The following is a 19,363-nucleotide window of genomic DNA, read 5'->3' on the forward strand; positions in this document are numbered from 1 at the left end:
ATTTGCATACCACATAAACCCAAATACAAGTCGACTGCATTACTAATCGTAGTCGATTGACAAGCCAGTCTCACCTATGGCGCGTCCAAAAAATCAAATCATATTTTGTATATTTTTGTAATATTTTTATACCAATACATATGAGATATATCCTACGAATGTGGTTAAATTCCAACAGAACGTAAACTTGCAAACGTACGCAATAATCGACATAAGATTAAAGCGTAGAAGCGCGCAAATTCACGAAATATTAAGATGCATACACGTATCTCATATGTTAAAGCTCATATGTTAAAGCTAAAGCGAGGAATGATGGCTGAGAACTTGAATACTACGGTAACTGTGAACGAATCCTCGGATCCGCAAAACAAAAGCGGCGAAGACCGTACAGCATTGAACCGTCAACTGGCACAAATGCTTAAAGGCGGCGTGATTATGGATGTCACCACCCCAGAGCAGGCGCGAATTGCTGAGGATTCTGGCGCGTGCGCAGTTATGGCTTTGGAACGTATTCCTGCTGATATTCGCGCAGCCGGCGGCGTTTCTCGTATGAGCGACCCAGCAATGATTCACGGCATTCAAGAGGCTGTGTCTATTCCTGTTATGGCAAAATGCCGCATCGGTCACTTTGTTGAAGCACAAGTGCTTGAAGCTATCGAGATCGACTACATCGACGAAAGCGAAGTGCTTTCTCCAGCCGACGACGTGTATCACATCAATAAGCGCGATTTTGCTGTGCCTTTCGTTTGCGGCGCTAAGGATTTGGGCGAAGCTTTGCGCCGAATTAACGAAGGTGCTTCCATGATTCGCACTAAGGGCGAGCCTGGAACTGGAGACGTGATTCAGGCTGTGCGTCACATGCGCATGATGAATTCCGCAATTCGTAAGCTTACAAGCATGCGCGAGGATGAGCTTTTTGAAGAAGCCAAAAATTTGCGCGTGCCTTTCGAACTCGTAAAATACGTTGCACAAAACGGCAAGCTTCCTGTTGTTAACTTCGCAGCCGGCGGCGTTGCTACCCCAGCCGACGCTGCTTTAATGATGCAGCTTGGTGCCGAAGGCGTATTCGTTGGCTCCGGCATCTTTAAGTCTGGAGACCCAGCAAAGCGCGCTGCCGCAATCGTTAAGGCTGTAACTAATTACAAGGATGCCAAGATGATTGCTCAACTTTCCGAAAACTTGGGCGAAGCTATGGTTGGCATTAACGAGCAGGAAATCAAGCTTTTAATGGCTGAGCGAGGCGAGTGATTTTGTCAAACTCACCTACCAATACTGATAACTCCGCTCATACTGTAGCAGTTTTAGCTGTTCAAGGTGCTTTTCTTGAACATCGCTTAATGCTTGAAAAATTAGGCGCGCACGTTATTGAACTTCGTCAAGCGCGCGACTTGGAGCAGTCTTTTGACCGCTTAGTACTTCCGGGCGGCGAAAGCACTGTGCAAGCTAAGCTTCTTCGTGAGCAAAATATGCTCGAACCTTTGCGCGAGCGCATTGCAGGAGGGATGCCTGTTCTTGGCACTTGCGCAGGTTTGATTTTGCTTGCGAAAAACGTGGAAGGTGACGAAGTAAACGGTTTTGGCACTTTAGACGTAACAGTTAAACGCAATGCTTACGGACGCCAGCTCGGAAGCTTCCATTGCGAGGCTGAATTTGGTGAGCTAGGCAATGTGCCGATGACGTTTATTCGCGCGCCTCACATTGCAGAAGTAGGCTCTAATGCCAAAGCTCTTGCAACTGTAGATGGTCATGTTGTCGCCGCGTGCCAAGGAAAGCAAATCGGCACATCCTTCCACCCGGAGCTTGACGACGATATGCGAATCCATCAGCTTTTCCTGGATTTGTAATCGAATTTGCAAATAAAAACGTAAGTAAAGCGCCAGTTAAAGCGTAAATCTTAAATAAGTTACATACAAACCTTCGCAAGTAGCAATATTTGCGGAGGTTTTTTATTCTGAACATTGACACAGAACGAAAACTATCCTGCCTTCATATTTATCGACGAAGGCAGACCTCCCTCACATTTGGAGCACAACACAACCCAAAGCCCTCCAAGCACGAGCAAAATTACCCACGTTTGGAGCAAAAAACAACAAATAAACGATATTTACTATTAGCGCAAGTTTCGCTGATAAATCGAAGCCATACCTTTGAAAATAAGATCCGGATCGTAATAATCAATCGATTGCACGTCATTTTCAAAAAGCCTACCCAAGCCACCAGTAGCAACTACCTTAAATGGCTCGTCTATTTCAGTTTTAAATTGTGCAATTGTACGCTCAATTCCACCCAAGAAGCTGTAATATAATCCAGCTTGCATTGCGAGTTTAGTAGATTTTGCAAGAACAGACTGCGGTCTAGCTATTTCCACTTCTGGAAGCTGAGCCGTGTTATCCCAAAGTGCCGCAGCTGCAGTACGAATACCTGTGCAAATAAGTCCGCAAGTAATAGCACCACTTTTATCTATATAGTTGTAAGTTGTTGCCGTACCAAAATCAATAACTAGTACAGATCCTCCATACTCACTAAACGCACCAACGCAATCAGCTAAACAATCCGCGCCAAGAGTTCTTGGCTCATCAATACGAATATTCATACCGGTTTTAACACCAGGACCTACAATCATAGGATCAATATGAAGAAATTTGATAATACTAGCGCGGAATGAATGCATAACTTTCGGCACAACAGAAGCAACGATAACATCTTCAACATCGTTTATTGTAAATCCGCTTAAATGCAAAAATTGCGCAATCATAATGCCATACTCGTCTGATGTATGATTAGACTTTGTTGTCATACGATAAGTGCCAACAATTTGGTTATTTTCCAAAAAACCCAGCACAATATTCGTATTACCAATGTCTACTGCTAATAACATGTGTGCCTACTTCCTATATTGACATTTACGGATTAATTAAGTTAATCTGCAATCACGCGCGCACGTATTGTATGTGTATTTATACTATCCTATTGTATTTATACTACTTTTGCTAATGATCTTACTTTTACGCAAAATTAAGCTGCTTTTACGAAATCACTTAATTTTAATACGTTACGAAATTATCTAACTACAAATCCTTGATTGTAACCATATTCTTGAAGATCTTTTTCCCACAATAAAAGACCATCTTTTAAAGAAATACGTTTACCAGGATCATCTGGAAGCCACAATTTACTTCCATCATCTTGAGTAACACCAGCATCAATCATGGCTTGCACGTTTAATCTAGCTAAAGATTTAACACTCCAGTCATATGCTTGACCCATAGTTGCTCTAAAATCACTTCGCGAATACACTTCAAAAGGCAAATACCTGTATCCCGTATCCACGCGATTAGCGGCATCTGCAAATACACGATTAAACTTCTGGCCGCCAAAATAAGGTATATCAATGCCTCGTGAATCACGAATAGTAGCTCTATCTAAAAATGACTTATCTCTAAGCGTAACAACATCTGCAGGAAACGCTCCACCATTGACACGAGTACGAATTCCATGCATATCATGGCATACAAAATTCACAAATCGCATTGCTGCTTCAGGCTTACGACTCGATTTAAGCACAGATAACGAAGAACCGCCCATTTCTGCATTACGCTTTTCTCCGTGCATAGTTGGCACATTCGTCACCTTCCACAATCCTGCAGTTCCAGGCACATTTTCCAGAAGCAAAGACGGCATCCAGGCTCCTGAGAAAACAGAAGCAATCTTGCCAGCTCCAACACCGTTCTTCCAGCGTTGACTCCAAGTTGTAGTTCTAATGTCAATCAATCCTTCATCAATCATTGATTGCCAGAACTTTGTAAACTCTTCAGTACCCTTATCTTTGCTCAATCTAACAGTAACTGTTTTCCCATCATGAGAAGTCATAAACGGGTGTCCACCTGCAAGCCAAATCATAGCGTTATAAAAACTTGCGTCACCTGAGTCTGCTGCAATATACACACCGATATCTTTAAGCTTACGAGCAGCGTGACGGTAATCTTCCCAAGTGTGTATTTTTGTGGCATCTACACCAGCCTGCTTAAACACGTCATCATTATAAAACCAAGCCATTGGGCCAGAATCCATCGGCAAACCGTAAACACGTCCACCAAGTTGCACAGAAGACCATGTTCCAGGAGTATAGAATGTGCGAGTATTTTTCACACGATCAGTAATATCTAAAAGCTGTCCACTTACAGCATATTGCGGAAGAGCAAAATATTCTAATTGAACAATATCTGGCATACCATAGCCATCTTGAATAGCACTATTAAGATTGCTATATCCGCTAGTATCTTTTACAGTTACATGAACATCTGGATTATGTAATTCAAATTCTTCAGCAAGTCGTTTCATGCTTGGTTCCCAAGACCAAACACTAATTTGAGTTCTAGAATCTTTAGTTCCGCATCCGCAAGAAAACAGCAAAGAAAAAACACAAAGTATCGACAGAAGCAAGCGTCCAAAATGATTGCGTTGTTGCAAAATTCTTGCAAATGCAGACATAAGATTTGCCATCCGTTACTTTATGTTACTCAACGTTGTTATGCGCTTACTCAACAGTTACAGACTTTGCAAGATTACGAGGCTTATCAACATCATAACCTTTTAACTTTGCCATATCCATTGCAAATAATTGCAATGCAACTACATCTACAAGAGGACTTAGCAAAGTCGCACATTTAGGACGCCAGAACACAATATCTGCATAGCGAGAAGCATCTGGATCACCCTCTTCTGCAACAGCTATAGTGAAAGCTCCGCGCGCTTTAACTTCTTCAATTCCAGAAATAACTTTCGCATGAAGCACATCACGACCGCGAGAAGATGGCACAATCACAACTACCGGCTCACCTTCATCTACAAGCGCAATAGGACCGTGCTTAAGCTCACCCGCAGCAAAACCTTCAGTAAACGTATACGCAATTTCCTTAAGCTTCAACGCACCTTCTAGCGCAACAGGATATCCAACATGTCGACCTAAGAAAAGGAAAGATTTAGCTTCCAGAGTATGCTCAGCAGCTTTCATAATTGATTCAGATTGTGTATCAAGTACATGCTGAATTTTATCCGGCATCTCTTTTAATTGCGCAACGATTTGCTGAATTTCGTCGCGATACATAGTGCCTTTTACTTGCGCCAAAAACAGACCAAGCATATAGGCTGCAACTATTTGCGCAACAAAAGCTTTAGTAGATGCAACTGCTATTTCTGGACCTGCATGCGTGTAAAGAACTGCATCAGATTCGCGCGGAATGCTAGAACCTTGCGTATTGCAAATTGCAAGAACTCGACTACCTTGCTCGCGCGCATGGCGCAAAGCCATAAGCGTGTCCATTGTTTCACCAGATTGCGAAATAGCAACAACCAGCGTGCGATGAGTCAAAATAGGATCACGATATCTAAACTCATGCGCTAATTCAACTTCTACAGGCACACGAACCCAATGCTCGATAGCATATTTTGCAACCAATCCGGCATAACTTGCAGTTCCGCAAGCAACAACAATAATTTTATCTATTGAACGCAAAACATCTTGGCTAATATGCACTTCATCTAGCACAATATTTCCTTGCGCATCAAAGCGACCTCGCAAAGTGTCAGCGACAGCATGTGGATCCTCATGAATTTCCTTATCCATAAAGGAATCCCAACCGCCTTTTTCTACTGCAGAAGCATCCCAATCAACCGTAAAACAAGTAGGATTTTCAACAATATTATTGTCAAAATCAGTTAGAAGCAAAGATGCCTTGCCGCTGCCATCTACATCTCCAATGCACACAGCTTGATCTTGACCAACTTCCAAGACTCGATCCGTATAAGCAACAAAAGCTGCAACGTCAGAGCCAAGGAAATATTCACCGTCTCCAAGACCTACGACCAAAGGCGAATCGTGACGAACAGCAGCCACAATACCAGGCTGACGAACGTCAACAGCAAGTAATGTGAAAGCTCCTTTTAACATTTTTGCAGTACGACGAAGAGCTGTGAATAAATCAGGCTTACCAGTTTCGTTTACAATATCATTCGCAATTTTGCCAAGTAATTTTGCAGCAACTTCAGTATCTGTTTGAGAAGAAAATTCGTATCCTTCTTCGTGAAGCTGCTCTTTTAATACAACAGCATTTTCAATAATGCCATTATGAATAAGCGCGATTTTGCCATCTGCACTAGTATGAGGATGCGCATTAATGTCACAAGGAGCACCATTAGTAGCCCAACGAGTATGACCAATAGCTGCACTCGCCTCAGGCATAGGGTTTGCATCAATATCATTGCGAAGAACAGATAAACGACCAGCTTTCTTTCTCACAGTCGCACATTTCATCCCAGGAGCAACTAAAGCTACGCCCGAAGAGTCATATCCGCGATATTCTAGACGCTCTAACCCACCTAAACAAACTTCTAAAGGTTTTGCACAAACTTTTCCAAAACCTGCGTATCCTACAATGCCACACATAATCTTCTATTGTACGTTATGCGAGCGAGTGCACGCCAGAGAAGCACACAAAAACTATGCAAAACTACATAAATAAGATACGTTTCTTACGTAAATTACAATACGTGATTTAGGAAATCTTTAAAACGATCAGTTTGCGGATTAGTAATAATATCTGCACTACCCTGCTCAACTATGACACCGCCATCCATAAACACAACCTGATCTGCAACCTCACGCGCAAAACCAATTTCGTGAGTTACTACAATCATAGTCATGCCATCTTTAGCAAGATTTCGCATAACGGTTAACACTTCACCTACAAGCTCTGGATCTAGCGCAGATGTTGGCTCGTCAAATAGCATAATTTCCGGTTTCATAGCAAGAGCGCGAGCAATTGCAACGCGCTGCTGCTGACCGCCTGAAAGTTCTGCAGGATAATGGTTCATACGCTCATCCATGCCAACTCGCTTTAGTTCTTCAATAGCTAAATCGCGCGCTTCTTGAGCTTTCATATGCATAACATGAACAGGAGCTTCCATAACGTTCTCTAAAGCCGTCATATGAGGGAATAAATTAAAACGCTGGAATACCATGCCAAGCTTCGCACGCTGTTGAGCAATTTCTTTGTCGTTAAGAGCCTGCAGACATTTCTCACCTTTATGCATTACTTGCTTTACACCGATGCGCTCGCCATAAATACTTATATTTCCTGCAGTCAAAGTTTCTAGTTGATTAATTAAACGCAATAACGTCGATTTTCCAGAACCGGACGGACCCAAAATAACTGTTACGCTACCTGGATTCACTGTCATATTAATACCGTTAAGTACATGCAATTGACCGAAAGATTTCTGCACGTCGTTAATAGCAACCGCAGGAAGATTAGATTTTGCTTCTACCATTTATTCACATCCAATTTGTTTGTTTCATGCAAAATTTAAAGTTTACAAAGAAAAATATTTAAAATTTAAGCTATTATGCGTTTATTCAGGCATTAAATCCGAGCATAGCAGCATCATTTCGTCCTTTAACATTTTTCCGTTTAGCATCTAATGATTGATCGCCGCGCTGATCAGAATCAGTATTAAGTTGAGCATGCTTTACAATATCTCTTGCTTCAAAACCTTTAGCAAAATGCTTCTCGAGCATGTATTGCAAAACCATCAAAATGGAAGTAATAATCAAATACCAAATACTCGCAACAAGAAGAAGCGGAATTGGTTTATAGATACGGTTAGCAATAGCATTTGTAGCAAATTGCAATTCAAGAGTAAACGGAACTGCAAGAACTAACGAAGTCGTTTTTAGCATACCGATTGTTTCGTTACCAAGCGGAGGAACAATAATACGCATTGCTTGAGGAAGAATTATACGCCTCATAGTTAAAGCTCTACCCATTCCAAGAGCCTTAGCAGCTTCAACTTGTCCACTATCGACAGCTTCCAATCCTGCGCGAACAATTTCCGACAAATAAGCCGATTCATTCAAAGACAAACCAACTACAGCAGCAGTAAGAGAAGTCATAATTACATTAGAATCAATAGACCAAAATTCTACAGAAGTAAAAGGAATACCAATACTAATTCTCGGCACAAGAACCGCAAACATGCCCCAAAATACAAGCTGCGTATAAACAGGAGTACCACGGAAAAACCAAATAAAGAACCAACTTACGCCACGAAGCACAGGATTAACTGACTTACGCATCATCGCTAAGCCTACAGCAAACACGATTGAAATTACCATAGCAATTAGCGTAAGAAGCAACGTCCAGCCAATACCAGAAAGCACATTATCGCTTATTAGATATATTCCGACTACTTGCCATTCAAAACGAGGGTTAGTAATAATACTGTAAAGAAGCGAACATGCTATTACAGCTACAATGACTCCGGCAATAATAGGTCCTGGCTTTTTTACTGGCAAAATACGTTCAGAGTTAGCTACTCCGGACTTGCTCTTAGCAGAGTTACCAATTAAAGAATTCAAAATATACTCCAATAAGTACGTTTATACAAAAACAGCAAAGTAAAGAAACAATCTGAGCCGAGAATTAAATCACGACTCAGATTAACAATATCATTTTAGATAATTATTCGATTATTTGATAGCTAAAGTTTTATAGCTAAAATTTCATAGTTTTGGATTAACTACAGACTTTTCAATAGCAACATCTTCAACGCCCCACTTCTTCAAGATATCCTTGTATACGCCGGACTTCATAAGCTTATCAATGCCAGCTTTTACAGCCTTCAGCATCGCTGCGTCACCCTTTTTAACAGCCGCTCCCATTGGTTCAGAATCCTTGCTGTTTTCCAAAATTTCAAGCTTTCCAGGATTCTTAATTGAAGCGTAACCTGCAACAGGAGTATCTGCATACATAACATCAGCGCGACCGGAAAGAAGTGCGGTAGTTGCGTCAGTTTGCTCCTTGAAGCTCATGATTTCAAGAGGCTTATTCCCTTTAGCTGCGCACTGTTTCTTTGCTTCTTCCATAATAGGTTCGCCAACAGTTCCAGTTTCCAAAGTTACTTTCTTGCCACAAAGGTTCTTTGGATCTACTTTAGTAGGATTTCCCTTACGCACTTCAAAAGACAAGCCTGCGTTGGCATAAGTAATAAAGTCTACAGACTTCATACGTTCAGCATTTACTGTAAAACCAGAAATACCGACATTATATTTGCTTCCTATTGCTGGAATGATTGAGTCAAACTGAGCATGCATAATTTTTGCTTTTAAGCCCATGACCTTTGCAAGAGCCTTCGAAAAATCAATTTCGTAACCTACAGGAGTTTTACCGTCTGCAGCAAAGAATTCTGCAGGGGCATAACTTACGTTTACACCAACAGTTAACTCTCCTGTTTTTGCAACTTCTGCTGGTACCAATGCTGCAACAGCATCATCTTTTTGCACATGACTTATATCATAGCTACGAGCAATATCAGGGTCTGCTTCTTTAGAATCAGCAGGTCCACATGCAGCAATACTGCCAATCATTACTAAAGATGCAACAATAGCAACAGGCTTCATAGATTTAAACATAGTTCTTCTCCTCATGTATGTACTAAGAATCTATAATTTGCATTAATGTGTATAACTATACACGATAACCCTACAAATTCAACAGCCTTTTATACGATTATTGAATATACGAAGATACTCATGCAGTACATCTGCACAATAATTATGCTTTTCATAAACAAAAACTGCATATTATTCGCAATAATGTATAATATGTGCGTGTCGTATTGTCGCACTTTCTATCCCATGCGAAGCGCACATGTGTTTCAAAAACGTATAAAAAGAAACATCAACTCTTAATCAATACTACGAGAACGCAGATTACGGTAACGCATTTCACGCAAAGCCTCTCGCTTATCTTGCTCCTCACGCAAAGCCTGACGCTTATCAAATTCCTTTTTACCGCGCGCTAAAGCAATTTCTACTTTTACGTAGCTTCCCTTAAAATACAAACGCAAAGGCACAACAGTGTAGCCTTTCGCCTCAGTTTGCCTAGAAAGCTTAGCAATCTCAGCAGCATGAAGCAGAAGCTTACGCTTGCGCTTAGGAGCATGATTATTCCATGTGCCGTTTAAATATTCAGGAATATTTGCTCCTTCAAGCCACATTTCACCACGACGATCAATATTCACAAATGATTCAGCTAAAGAAGCACGCCCTTCGCGAAGTGACTTAACTTCAGTACCAGTAAGAGCAAGACCTGCTTCATAACAATCTTCAATTACATAATCATGATGCGCTTTACGGTTTTGTGCCACAGTAACAGTGCCATCTTGCGCAGGCTTATTTGCCATAATTCCCCTCCAGTACACATCACACACAAAAGAAACTTGCCATAAGATACTACTATCTTATGGCAAGAACAATAAGTCGTAAATCTTACAACGTTTTCAATTTCAATAAATTGAAAACTATGAAGTGCTTATATTTAATAATGAATGTACTCATAATCGCCTGGATTATAAATAGTTTCATAAGCAGGGAATGTTGCAAAACCAGTTCCACCTTCAGAAATAAGAACTGATCCATCAGCATTCACACGTTCCACAACCGCAACATGTCCATATTGCCAATCAGCATTCCAATTACCAACACGTTGGCCACGAGCAAACACCATAACAGCACCAACATGTGGAATTCTATTAACTAAATATCCAAGCCTACGAGCAGTATTCGCCCACTCAGCACCATTACCCATGTAGGAGCCAACAGGCAGACCAAGTTGCGAACGACGCAAATAAGCCCATAACGTGCATTGACGAGCAGGATAAGCAGAACCACCAACAGTGTTTCCAGTATTATGCCCGTAGCAGAACTTAGAACCTTCTGCGCAATTTCCAGGAACAGTATAATTCATACCATTAGCAGCGCCATTAGAAAGTTGCATCGGAGGAAGGTAAACATTCTTCCCAGAACTTCCATTCAATTGCTGACGATTACCAGCATTCGGATCGGCTTTAGCGAATGACTTATTAGCAAGAGCACGCGCTTGAGCATCGATGGCAGATTTCATTGCTATAATTTCTGCAGCCTCACGCGCAGACTGAGAAGTCAAACTACTCTTTTGACCTTCCAGCTGCTTACGAATCTCTTCACCATGATCTCGCAAACTTTGCAAGGACTTTTTGCGATCATTGGCAGCTTTCGCAGCGATTTGAGCACTTTGCGCTTGGGCATCCGCCTGCTGCTTTAACTTGGTTATTTCTGCTTCAATAGCAGCCAAACGCTGACGACGATTCATAGAAGTATTCAACTTGATAGCAGCATCATTAGCAGCGTTTGCTTCACTTCTAGCAACAGCAGCCTCGGATTGTAACTTTCCAACAAACTGTTCTGTGGTAGTTGATTTAGTCACAATATCCATAACATTAGATGCCTGAGAACCATGGAAACTCTTACGAGCAAGCTGTGCTACAGCAGCCTTAGCATCATCAAAATCTTCACCAGTTTTTTTAATTTTCTCTTCCAAATCACGCTTATCTTTTTGTGCAGACTCTAGACGCTGCTGCGTTGATTCTACAAGACTGCGCGCCTGAGAAGCTTGCTCTTCTGCTTGTTGAGCAGCTCGTATTTGATTTGGAATTTTATGCTCATTTAAATCATTCAATTCAATGATCTTATTTGCGAGTTGTTTACTTACGCCAGCAAGTTGGCGCTTCAAATTCTCGTTTCGTTGTATTTTGCGCCTATATTCCTTCATGTTGACAGCACTTGCTGTAGACGCATTAAATAATGCACCAGCAACACCAGCAAACATCATTGAAATAGCAACTATTAAACTCACTACAGTATGAGTGCGTCGAATTGCATACATGCTATGTCGATCTTCGCTCATATCACTTCCCTTTCAACATCACTATTGCGAATTATACCGTAATGCAAGGAATCACGCGAGTTTCTACTTCAAATCTTCTAAAATAGTACTTTTACAATACTCATACGAAAATAACGCAAATAATTACACACCTATTATTTTGCATTTTAAGCTTTTAAGTATCGTCTCAAAGCAATAGCAGAAGCAACTATAGATAACACCACTGCACCAGCTACAAGTATTGGAACGCATAGCCACACAGTTGTTTGAGTAACAAATGGCATCCAACGCACATTCTGCGCAAGCCAATCAGTTACAAAAATTTTAACTACTAAACTTAACGCAGCACCAGCAAGTAAAGAACCTACAAACGACGCGAACGCTCCTTCAAGAATAAACGGCATACGAATAGTCCAGTTAGAGGCACCAACTAAGCGCATAATTTCGGTTTCTTGACGACGGCTAGCAGCAGACATTCGAATCGTAGTGCCAGTAAGCATAATAGCTACAACAACCATAACCGCTGCAAGCACAATTGTCACAACAGTAGCGCGATTAAGTACACTGAAAACAGGATCAAAAATCTGACGCTGATCAACAACTTCTTCCACACCATCGCGTCCAGAAAGAACTTCTGAAACAACCTGATATTTCATAGGATTAGTAAGCTTCAAGCGCAACGAATCTTGCATGTCTGCCGCAGTTAAAGTACGTCCTTGATACATTCCGTTAGGATATTGCTTTAAGAATGTGTTTTTATAAAATTCGTTGCGGCTAACATAAGTGATATTTGAAACATCATCGCCTAATTCTTGGTGAATAATATGCTCCAATTTTACAATTTCGGCACTAGTAGGCGCTTTTCCAGAAGCACAAGAAGGAGATTGGCTAGTTCCATCCGGGCACAGCCAGGCAACCACTTCTACTTTGTCATACCAGTCACCTTTTGCCTTGGTAATCTGCGCTTGCATAAGCACTGAAACACCAATAAAAAGGAAAGAAATGAACGTTACAAGCATAACCGAAAGAATCATCGAAACATTACGACGCAAACTAATGCAAGTTTCGGAAAAAATAAATCGTAAACGCATTACTCTGCTCCTTCAGTTTTATTAATGTCATTATTGCTATCGTCAACACTAATGTTCTCATTATTAGTATTTTCAGCTGCAACAGGTGGCTTAGGCGGAGCTGGAGGCATAGGAGGAAGCTGAGATTTACGCTCAGATTCAGCATCGGATTGCAACTTACTTTCTGCTTCTGATTGCAACTCATCGCTGGTTTCGGATTGTGATTCTCCGCTCACTTCAGAGTTTTCAGTAGATTCAGTAGATTCAGTAGATTCATTAGTTTCAGCAGTTTCGTGAGATTCGGCAGTTTCATAGGATTCTTTATTATCTTCCGAAATCTCAACTTCTGAATCATTCTCTTCAACATCTTCATTATCGTTTGCAGAAATCAATCCGCGTCCCCAAGTCATCGTTGTTTCCAAAGACTGGAACACTTCGCCGTAACGACCAGTTCTGCCAGAATGAACAGACTGAGCCAAACGTGCAATTCCTTCATTTTCTGAAGTGTCACTCTTCAACGATTGCGTTACCATGTCAACAACTTCACGCGCCTGAGCAGCACGTTGAGCTTTTTTAGAAAGCCTCTTATGACGTTCAGTATGCTCAGATTGAGCAATTGATTTTTGAGCATCACTATCTGATTGATCTTGAGAATTTTCAACAGTTTGTTGTGCTTTAGAATTATGCTCAACTTCACTATCCGGGAAATACAATGCAGAATCATATGATCCTTCACGCTCATCACGCACAATTTTGCCGGCATGAAGCTCCACAACGCGCTTACGCATTGAGTTCACAATTTCCTCATTATGCGTAGCCATAACAATCGTTGTGCCAGTTCGGTTAATAGCATCCAAAACTTCCATAATTCCAAGAGAAGTAGTTGGATCCAAATTACCAGTAGGCTCATCTGCAAGAATAATTTGAGGGTGATTGACATATGCGCGAGCAATTGCAACTCGCTGCGCCTCACCACCAGAAAGCTCATGTGGGTAATTATTTTCTTTACCAGTCAAACCAACCGTTTCAAGAACACGAGGAACAAGTGAACGAATCGTAGACCGACTCGTGCCAATCACTTCCAAAGCAAAAGCAACATTTTGGTAAACTGTTTTATTATTAAGCAGCTTATAATCCTGAAAAATAAAGCCAAGAGATCTACGATACTGCGGCACCTGTCGGTTAGAAAGTCTGCGCAAATCGTTACCGGCTACGTGAATTTCCCCACCATTTGCTTCTTCTTCGCGAAGCAGCAAACTAAGCAATGTAGTTTTACCAGAACCGGAAGCGCCAACAAGAAACACAAAATCTCCACGATCTACATGCAAAGACACATCGTCTAATGCAGGACGTGTACCTCGAGGATATATTTTTGACACATGATCTAATGAAATCAGCGACATTGTTTCAATTCCTTCCGAAGATTATGTGTAATTGTTGGTTTTTAGTTCTAGCTTTAGTTTTTTAAGATTCTGCTTCAGCTTCTTTTTGAGCTGCGACTCGCTGCTCGTGACGCCAACGAATGCCAGCTTCAATAAAACCGTCAATATCGCCGTCAAAAACAGCCTGAGTTTGCGAAGTTTCGTAGCCAGTGCGCAAATCCTTCACCATCTGATAAGGGTGAAGCACGTAAGAGCGCATTTGATCTCCCCAACTTGCCTTAATATCTCCAGCAAGTTCCTTCTTTTTTGCAGCTTCCTCAGCATGCTTAAGCACAAGCAAACGCGATTGCAAAACTGCCATTGCAGCGGCGCGGTTCTGAATCTGACTTCGCTCATCTTGCATAGAAACAACCAAGCCGGTTGGCAAATGCGTAATACGAACAGCAGAATACGTAGTGTTCACGCCCTGACCTCCTGGCCCTGAAGCCTGGAAAGTATCCACGCGAATATCCGAATCCGGAATATCAATATGATCCGTAGCTTCAACAAGAGGAATTACTTCAACAGCAGAAAAACCAGTTTGGCGACGTCCTTGATTGTCGAATGGCGAAATACGAACCATTCTGTGAGTGCCACCTTCTACAGAAAGACGACCATACGCGTACGGGGCATCCACTTGGAAAGTGGCTGATTTAATACCAGCCTCTTCTGCATAAGACGTGTCCATCATCTTAGTTTTATAGCCGTTTCGCTCAGCCCAGCGCAAGTACATACGAAGAAGCATTTGAGCAAAATCGGCAGCATCCACACCGCCCGCACCAGAACGGATCGTAACAACCGCAGAACGAGCGTCATACTCGCCGTCAAGAAGAGTCTGAACTTCCATATCGTCCAACTCGTGAGCAATATTTCCAAGCTCTTCTTGAGCCTCATTCATTGAATCAGCATCGCCTTCTTCTTCACCAAGCTCAATTAAAGTCTTAGTATCTTCAATACGCTGTTCAACAGCTTGCAAACGCTTCAATTGAGACTGAGCTGCAGAAAGCTTACTCGTGACTTGCTGAGCATGCTCAGAATCGTCCCAAAGTCCAGGCTCTGCAGCCTGCTTTTCTAAATCAGCAATCGTAGCCTTCAACGAATCGACATCTAGTGCTTTAGAAATCAAAGAATACTTTGCTTCAACATCATTTAACGCTTGGGAAAAATCAAATTCCGCCATTTACTTAAAGTACCTCTTTACATACCTGTTTTACGCAATTACTACTCGCAAAATACTTACAAAATCAACTATTGATAAGTTTAGCGCACGGTCAAAATCTCAGGACCGTTTTCCGTAATTGCAATCGTATGCTCAGTGTGTGCACCGCGAGAACCATCAGCAGAGCGAAGAGTCCAACCATCCTTAGGATCCTGGTAAATTTCGTCAGTAGTCTTTAAGAACCATGGCTCAATTGCAATCACAAGACCTGGGCGAAGCTTGTAGCCATGGTGAGCAGTTCCATCGTTAGGAACATGCGGATCGCCGTGCATAATATGACCGACTCCGTGACCGCCAAACTCAAGATTTACGCTATAACCATACTCGTGAGCAACGCAACCAACAGCTGCAGAAATATCGCCAAGACGGTTGCCAGGCTGAGCCATATTAATACCAGCCTCAAGAGCTTCCTCAGTGCACTTAATTAAGCGTAAATCCTCAGGATCAGCATGCTTTCCAACCACAAAACTAATAGCGGAATCACCAACCCATCCATCGACGTTAATTGCCAAATCAAGGGTCAACAAATCGCCGTCTTTAAGGTTATAATCAAAAGGAACTCCGTGAAGGACAGCATCGTTTACAGAAGTGCAAATATAGTGCGCAAAAGGACCTGTACCAAAATCAGGAGCGTAATCAACATAGCAAGAAGACGCACCTTTGCGGCTCATAATTCGCTGACGAACGAAGTCATCAATCTCAAGAAGATTCGTGCCAACTTTGGTCATTGCTTTCAAGTCTTTAAGAATACTACCGACGAAGCGACCTGCAGGCTTCATCGCTTCAATTTCAGATGGAGTTTTAAGTTCAATCATGCTTCAAGACTAACGCGCAGGCACGAAAATAAAGCAAAATATAGCGAAAATACTAACTAATAGTGTCGCTTAATACTTGTAAGCTAATCACATGTCTAACAACAATGAAAATAATAGTAATAATAAGGAATCGCAGAAGGAAATTTCTGCTGTAGATTTCGACCCTGCCTCCTTCTCGTCGGCTACTCGCCCACAAGACGATTTATTCCGTTACGTAAATGGTCCTTGGATTGACACTTACACTCTCCCAGAAGACAAACCAATGTATGGTGCTTTCCACAAGCTTGCAGAAGATGCAGAAAAGCAAATTCGAGATATTTTAGAAAACGAAAATTGCCCAGCCAAAAAGTCGCAAACCTTATACCGTAACTATTTGGATACCACATCTATTGAAAAAGCTGGAATTACGCCAATTAAGGGCGATCTAGACGCTGTGGATTCAGCAGAAACTAAGGAAGATTTGGTTCGCACTATTGGCACGCTTAATCCGTACGGCGGTCCAGATGCAATGTTTTATTTTGGAGTTTACGGAGATCCTAAAGATCCTAAGACGAATATTATGCATATTGAGCAATCGGGATTGGGCTTGCCAGACGAAGCATACTATCGCGAAGATAACTACGCTCCAATTCGCACTGAATATGTAAAAATGGTAGCTTCGTTGTTGAGATTGGCTGGTTACGGAGATACCGCCACTACCCAAGCTCAAGCCGAGCGTTTTTTGAATGTTGAAACTAAAATCGCGAAGCACCATTGGGATAACGTGGCAACTCGCGATTCTCAAAAAACTTATAATCCTTGCAATTATGCTGATTTGGCAAAAAATCTTGAAGCGCTGAATCTCGACGCTTTCTTAGATGCTGCACAAAAAGCGTACGAAACTTGCGAAGAAGCAGAACATCAACCAATCAATCTTCGTGAAGCTTTTAGCAAAGTAGTAGTTCACGAGCCAAGCTTTATAGAAGGATTGAATAAGATTTGGCAGGAAGCCGACTTAGAAGATTTAAAGCTTTGGGCACGCGTGCACGTGATTTTGTGCTGGGCAATCTTACTGAGTGAAGACTTTGCCGAAGCTAGATTCGACTTCTACGGCAAGGTGCTTTCTGGAGCCACAAAGCAACGCGACCGCTGGAAGCGAGCAGTCGGAGTTGTTGACGATGCTTGTGGCGAGGAAGTTGGACGCGAATACGTGCGATTGCATTTCCCTGAGTCTTCTAAGGAATATATGCAAGGCTTAGTTGACAATCTTATTAACGCTTACCGCGAGTCGATTTCTCACAGCAGCTGGCTTGGCGAGGAAACTAAAGCGAAGGCTTTGGAAAAGATTAGTAAATTTGAGCCAAATATTGGTTACACAAACCATTGGGTTGACTACTCTGCGCTAAATATTAAGGAAGACGCTGATTTAGTTGAGAATATGCGCGAAGTTTATCGATTTGGCTTTGGTAAAAATACTGCAAAAGCCGGAAATCCTGTGGATCGCGAAGAGTGGCAGATGACTCCGCAAACTGTGAACGCTTACTACGATCCTCTGCTGAACGTAATCGTGTTCCCAGCTGCTATTTTGCAACCACCATTCTTTAACCCAAGCGCTCCAGACGCAGCAAATTATGGTGCTATTGGTGCCGTGATTGGTCATGAAATCGGTCACGGTTTTGACGATCAAGGTTGCGAATACGACGGCGACGGCGTACTTAACAATTGGTGGACTGAAGAAGACAAAACCAACTTCACTGAGCGCACTAAGAAGCTTATTGAGCAATACAATGCTTTCACACCAACGCAGCTTATTGTTAAGTACTCTCACTTGAAGAGCAAAGAAGAGCGCAATGCGATGCCTCACGTAAACGGTGCTTTAACAATCGGCGAAAATATTGGCGATTTAAGCGGCGTGACTATTGCGCTTAAAGCATACGCTTTCGCCTTGCAAAAGAGCAAGGGACAAGAAATCAACGGAAGTGATGATGCTATTCGCGAAACCTTGCTTAACGCTCCTGAAGTAGATGGTTTCACTGCTTTGCAGCGATTCTTCTTAAGCTACGCGTTAGTATGGCGTTCCAAGGCTCGTAATGAAATTGCGGAACAGCTGCTTCAAATCGACCCGCACTCCCCAGCCGAATGCCGCACTAACGGCATTGCTCGCAACGTTGACTTGTTCTACGATGCTTTCAATGTTCAAGAAGGCGACGAAATGTGGCTCGACCCAAGCGAGCGCGTGCACATTTGGTAAAATGCCTAATGCGAATAATTGTCGTGCGCAGATAACGAATAAATAATCTGCTTATAATAAATAACATAATGGGAACGCTACATTAGTAACGTTCCCATTAGAATATATGGGGTTATAGGCTAAAAGTGTGTAAAAATAAGCTCATAACCCTTATGGCAGTAGGGCTCGCAGTATATCGAATGTAGATTATTTCTTATGCTAAGCGGCGTTCGAAGCATGTATTAGCTGAGTATTTAACAATAAATCGTCAAACTCTGTTACTGGCGCAGTATAAGTACTGCACTAGTAACGTATAACTCCACTTATTTGTTGTTAACGCAGATTACGTACTGCACTAGTAACGATAAATCGCAATTATTCGTTATTAACGCAGATTAGCTACTGCACCAGTAACATATGACCGTTACTTTCTCAGATACTTGACTGAGTTTTTAACAGTGTTTGGGTGATTCCCGTTACTTTCTCAGTTAGATAACTGAGTTAGTAACGGTGCTGAAGATATGGTTTATGCACAGAATATTCATCAGCTTAGCTTTACACACTTTTGAGCCTATAATCCTACATACATTCCCAGAAGATACTTTTTAAAAACGCACACATGCGTAAAGTAAAAATATTTTCAACTACACTATCTATTGATTATATCAATATGTTACTTTTTAAATTTTTTAGCAAAACTTAGAAAAGTTCACTTGTTTTCTATTTCTTAAAAATGATATATTAGAAGTGCTAATTTTCAATAAGACTGGACTTGTTATCCAGTTTGATTGCTCAGCAGTTTTGATGATTATCACTGCAGGGGAAGCTTTCCAGCTTCCCCGTTTTTATTTATTAGTTGAAAATTAG

General features: G+C 41.7%; 15 protein-coding genes. 3 read left to right on the plus strand and 12 right to left on the minus strand.

Annotation, left to right across the window (positions count from 1 at the left end):
- Window positions 1-414 precede the first annotated feature (414 nt).
- Both pdxS and pdxT read left to right on the plus strand, forming a co-directional pair.
- The gene (gene pdxS, locus DOD25_RS03885; RefSeq protein ID WP_064340158.1) at window positions 415-1,248 is read left to right on the plus strand and encodes a pyridoxal 5'-phosphate synthase lyase subunit PdxS; all 834 of its coding nucleotides are present in this window, start codon (window positions 415-417) and stop codon (window positions 1,246-1,248) included.
- Entirely contained in the window at window positions 1,245-1,844 is a 600-nt protein-coding gene (pdxT, locus tag DOD25_RS03890; RefSeq protein ID WP_196776765.1) for a pyridoxal 5'-phosphate synthase glutaminase subunit PdxT, read from the plus strand. The genes pdxS and pdxT overlap by 4 nt, the downstream gene beginning before the upstream one ends.
- 266 nt (window positions 1,845-2,110) lie before the next feature.
- On the opposite strand, the gene DOD25_RS03895 is transcribed toward pdxT, so the two are convergent.
- The 12 genes from DOD25_RS03895 to map all read right to left on the minus strand — a co-directional run bounded on the left by DOD25_RS03895 (window position 2,111) and on the right by map (window position 16,287).
- A complete protein-coding gene (locus tag DOD25_RS03895; RefSeq protein ID WP_004107486.1) occupies window positions 2,111-2,878 on the minus strand; it encodes a type III pantothenate kinase in 768 nt (255 codons plus the stop codon).
- Window positions 2,879-3,060: 182 nt separating this feature from the next.
- Window positions 3,061-4,491 (minus strand): ABC transporter substrate-binding protein, encoded by a 1,431-nt coding sequence (locus tag DOD25_RS03900; RefSeq protein WP_064340159.1) that lies wholly within the window; start codon window positions 4,489-4,491, stop codon window positions 3,061-3,063.
- A 46-nt stretch (window positions 4,492-4,537) separates the two neighbouring features.
- Window positions 4,538-6,445 (minus strand): glutamine--fructose-6-phosphate transaminase (isomerizing), encoded by a 1,908-nt coding sequence (gene glmS, locus DOD25_RS03905; protein ID WP_004118863.1) that lies wholly within the window; start codon window positions 6,443-6,445, stop codon window positions 4,538-4,540.
- 95 nt (window positions 6,446-6,540) lie between these two features.
- On the minus strand, window positions 6,541-7,329 hold the full coding sequence (locus DOD25_RS03910; protein WP_101886097.1) for an amino acid ABC transporter ATP-binding protein: 789 nt from the start codon (window positions 7,327-7,329) through the stop codon (window positions 6,541-6,543).
- A gap of 85 nt (window positions 7,330-7,414) precedes the next feature.
- Complete coding sequence (locus DOD25_RS03915) at window positions 7,415-8,416, minus strand: amino acid ABC transporter permease (protein ID WP_112928750.1); 1,002 nt, start codon at window positions 8,414-8,416, stop codon at window positions 7,415-7,417.
- Window positions 8,417-8,560: 144 nt separating this feature from the next.
- Window positions 8,561-9,469 (minus strand): ABC transporter substrate-binding protein, encoded by a 909-nt coding sequence (locus tag DOD25_RS03920; RefSeq protein WP_004118845.1) that lies wholly within the window; start codon window positions 9,467-9,469, stop codon window positions 8,561-8,563.
- Window positions 9,470-9,744: 275 nt separating this feature from the next.
- Window positions 9,745-10,242, minus strand: a complete 498-nt coding sequence (gene smpB, locus DOD25_RS03925) for an SsrA-binding protein SmpB (RefSeq protein WP_004107461.1) — start codon at window positions 10,240-10,242, stop codon at window positions 9,745-9,747.
- 134 nt (window positions 10,243-10,376) lie between these two features.
- Window positions 10,377-11,783, minus strand: a complete 1,407-nt coding sequence (locus DOD25_RS03930) for a CHAP domain-containing protein (protein ID WP_004107459.1) — start codon at window positions 11,781-11,783, stop codon at window positions 10,377-10,379.
- A 146-nt stretch (window positions 11,784-11,929) separates the two neighbouring features.
- Window positions 11,930-12,853 (minus strand): permease-like cell division protein FtsX, encoded by a 924-nt coding sequence (gene ftsX, locus DOD25_RS03935; RefSeq protein WP_004107457.1) that lies wholly within the window; start codon window positions 12,851-12,853, stop codon window positions 11,930-11,932.
- The gene (gene ftsE, locus DOD25_RS03940; protein WP_064340152.1) at window positions 12,853-14,235 is read right to left on the minus strand and encodes a cell division ATP-binding protein FtsE; all 1,383 of its coding nucleotides are present in this window, start codon (window positions 14,233-14,235) and stop codon (window positions 12,853-12,855) included. The genes ftsX and ftsE overlap by 1 nt, the downstream gene beginning before the upstream one ends.
- Before the next feature lie 61 nt (window positions 14,236-14,296).
- Entirely contained in the window at window positions 14,297-15,433 is a 1,137-nt protein-coding gene (gene prfB, locus DOD25_RS03945) for a peptide chain release factor 2 (protein WP_004107453.1), read from the minus strand.
- 80 nt (window positions 15,434-15,513) lie between these two features.
- Window positions 15,514-16,287, minus strand: coding sequence for a type I methionyl aminopeptidase (gene map, locus DOD25_RS03950; protein ID WP_004107450.1), 774 nt, complete (start codon window positions 16,285-16,287; stop codon window positions 15,514-15,516).
- A 91-nt stretch (window positions 16,288-16,378) separates the two neighbouring features.
- Between map and DOD25_RS03955 the strand changes: the two genes are divergently transcribed.
- Window positions 16,379-18,517, plus strand: a complete 2,139-nt coding sequence (locus tag DOD25_RS03955; protein WP_112928752.1) for a M13 family metallopeptidase — start codon at window positions 16,379-16,381, stop codon at window positions 18,515-18,517.
- Window positions 18,518-19,363: the final 846 nt, after the last annotated feature.

Origin of the sequence: Gardnerella leopoldii (assembly GCF_003293675.1) — a bacterium.
GTDB classification, from domain to species: domain Bacteria; phylum Actinomycetota; class Actinomycetes; order Actinomycetales; family Bifidobacteriaceae; genus Bifidobacterium; species Bifidobacterium leopoldii.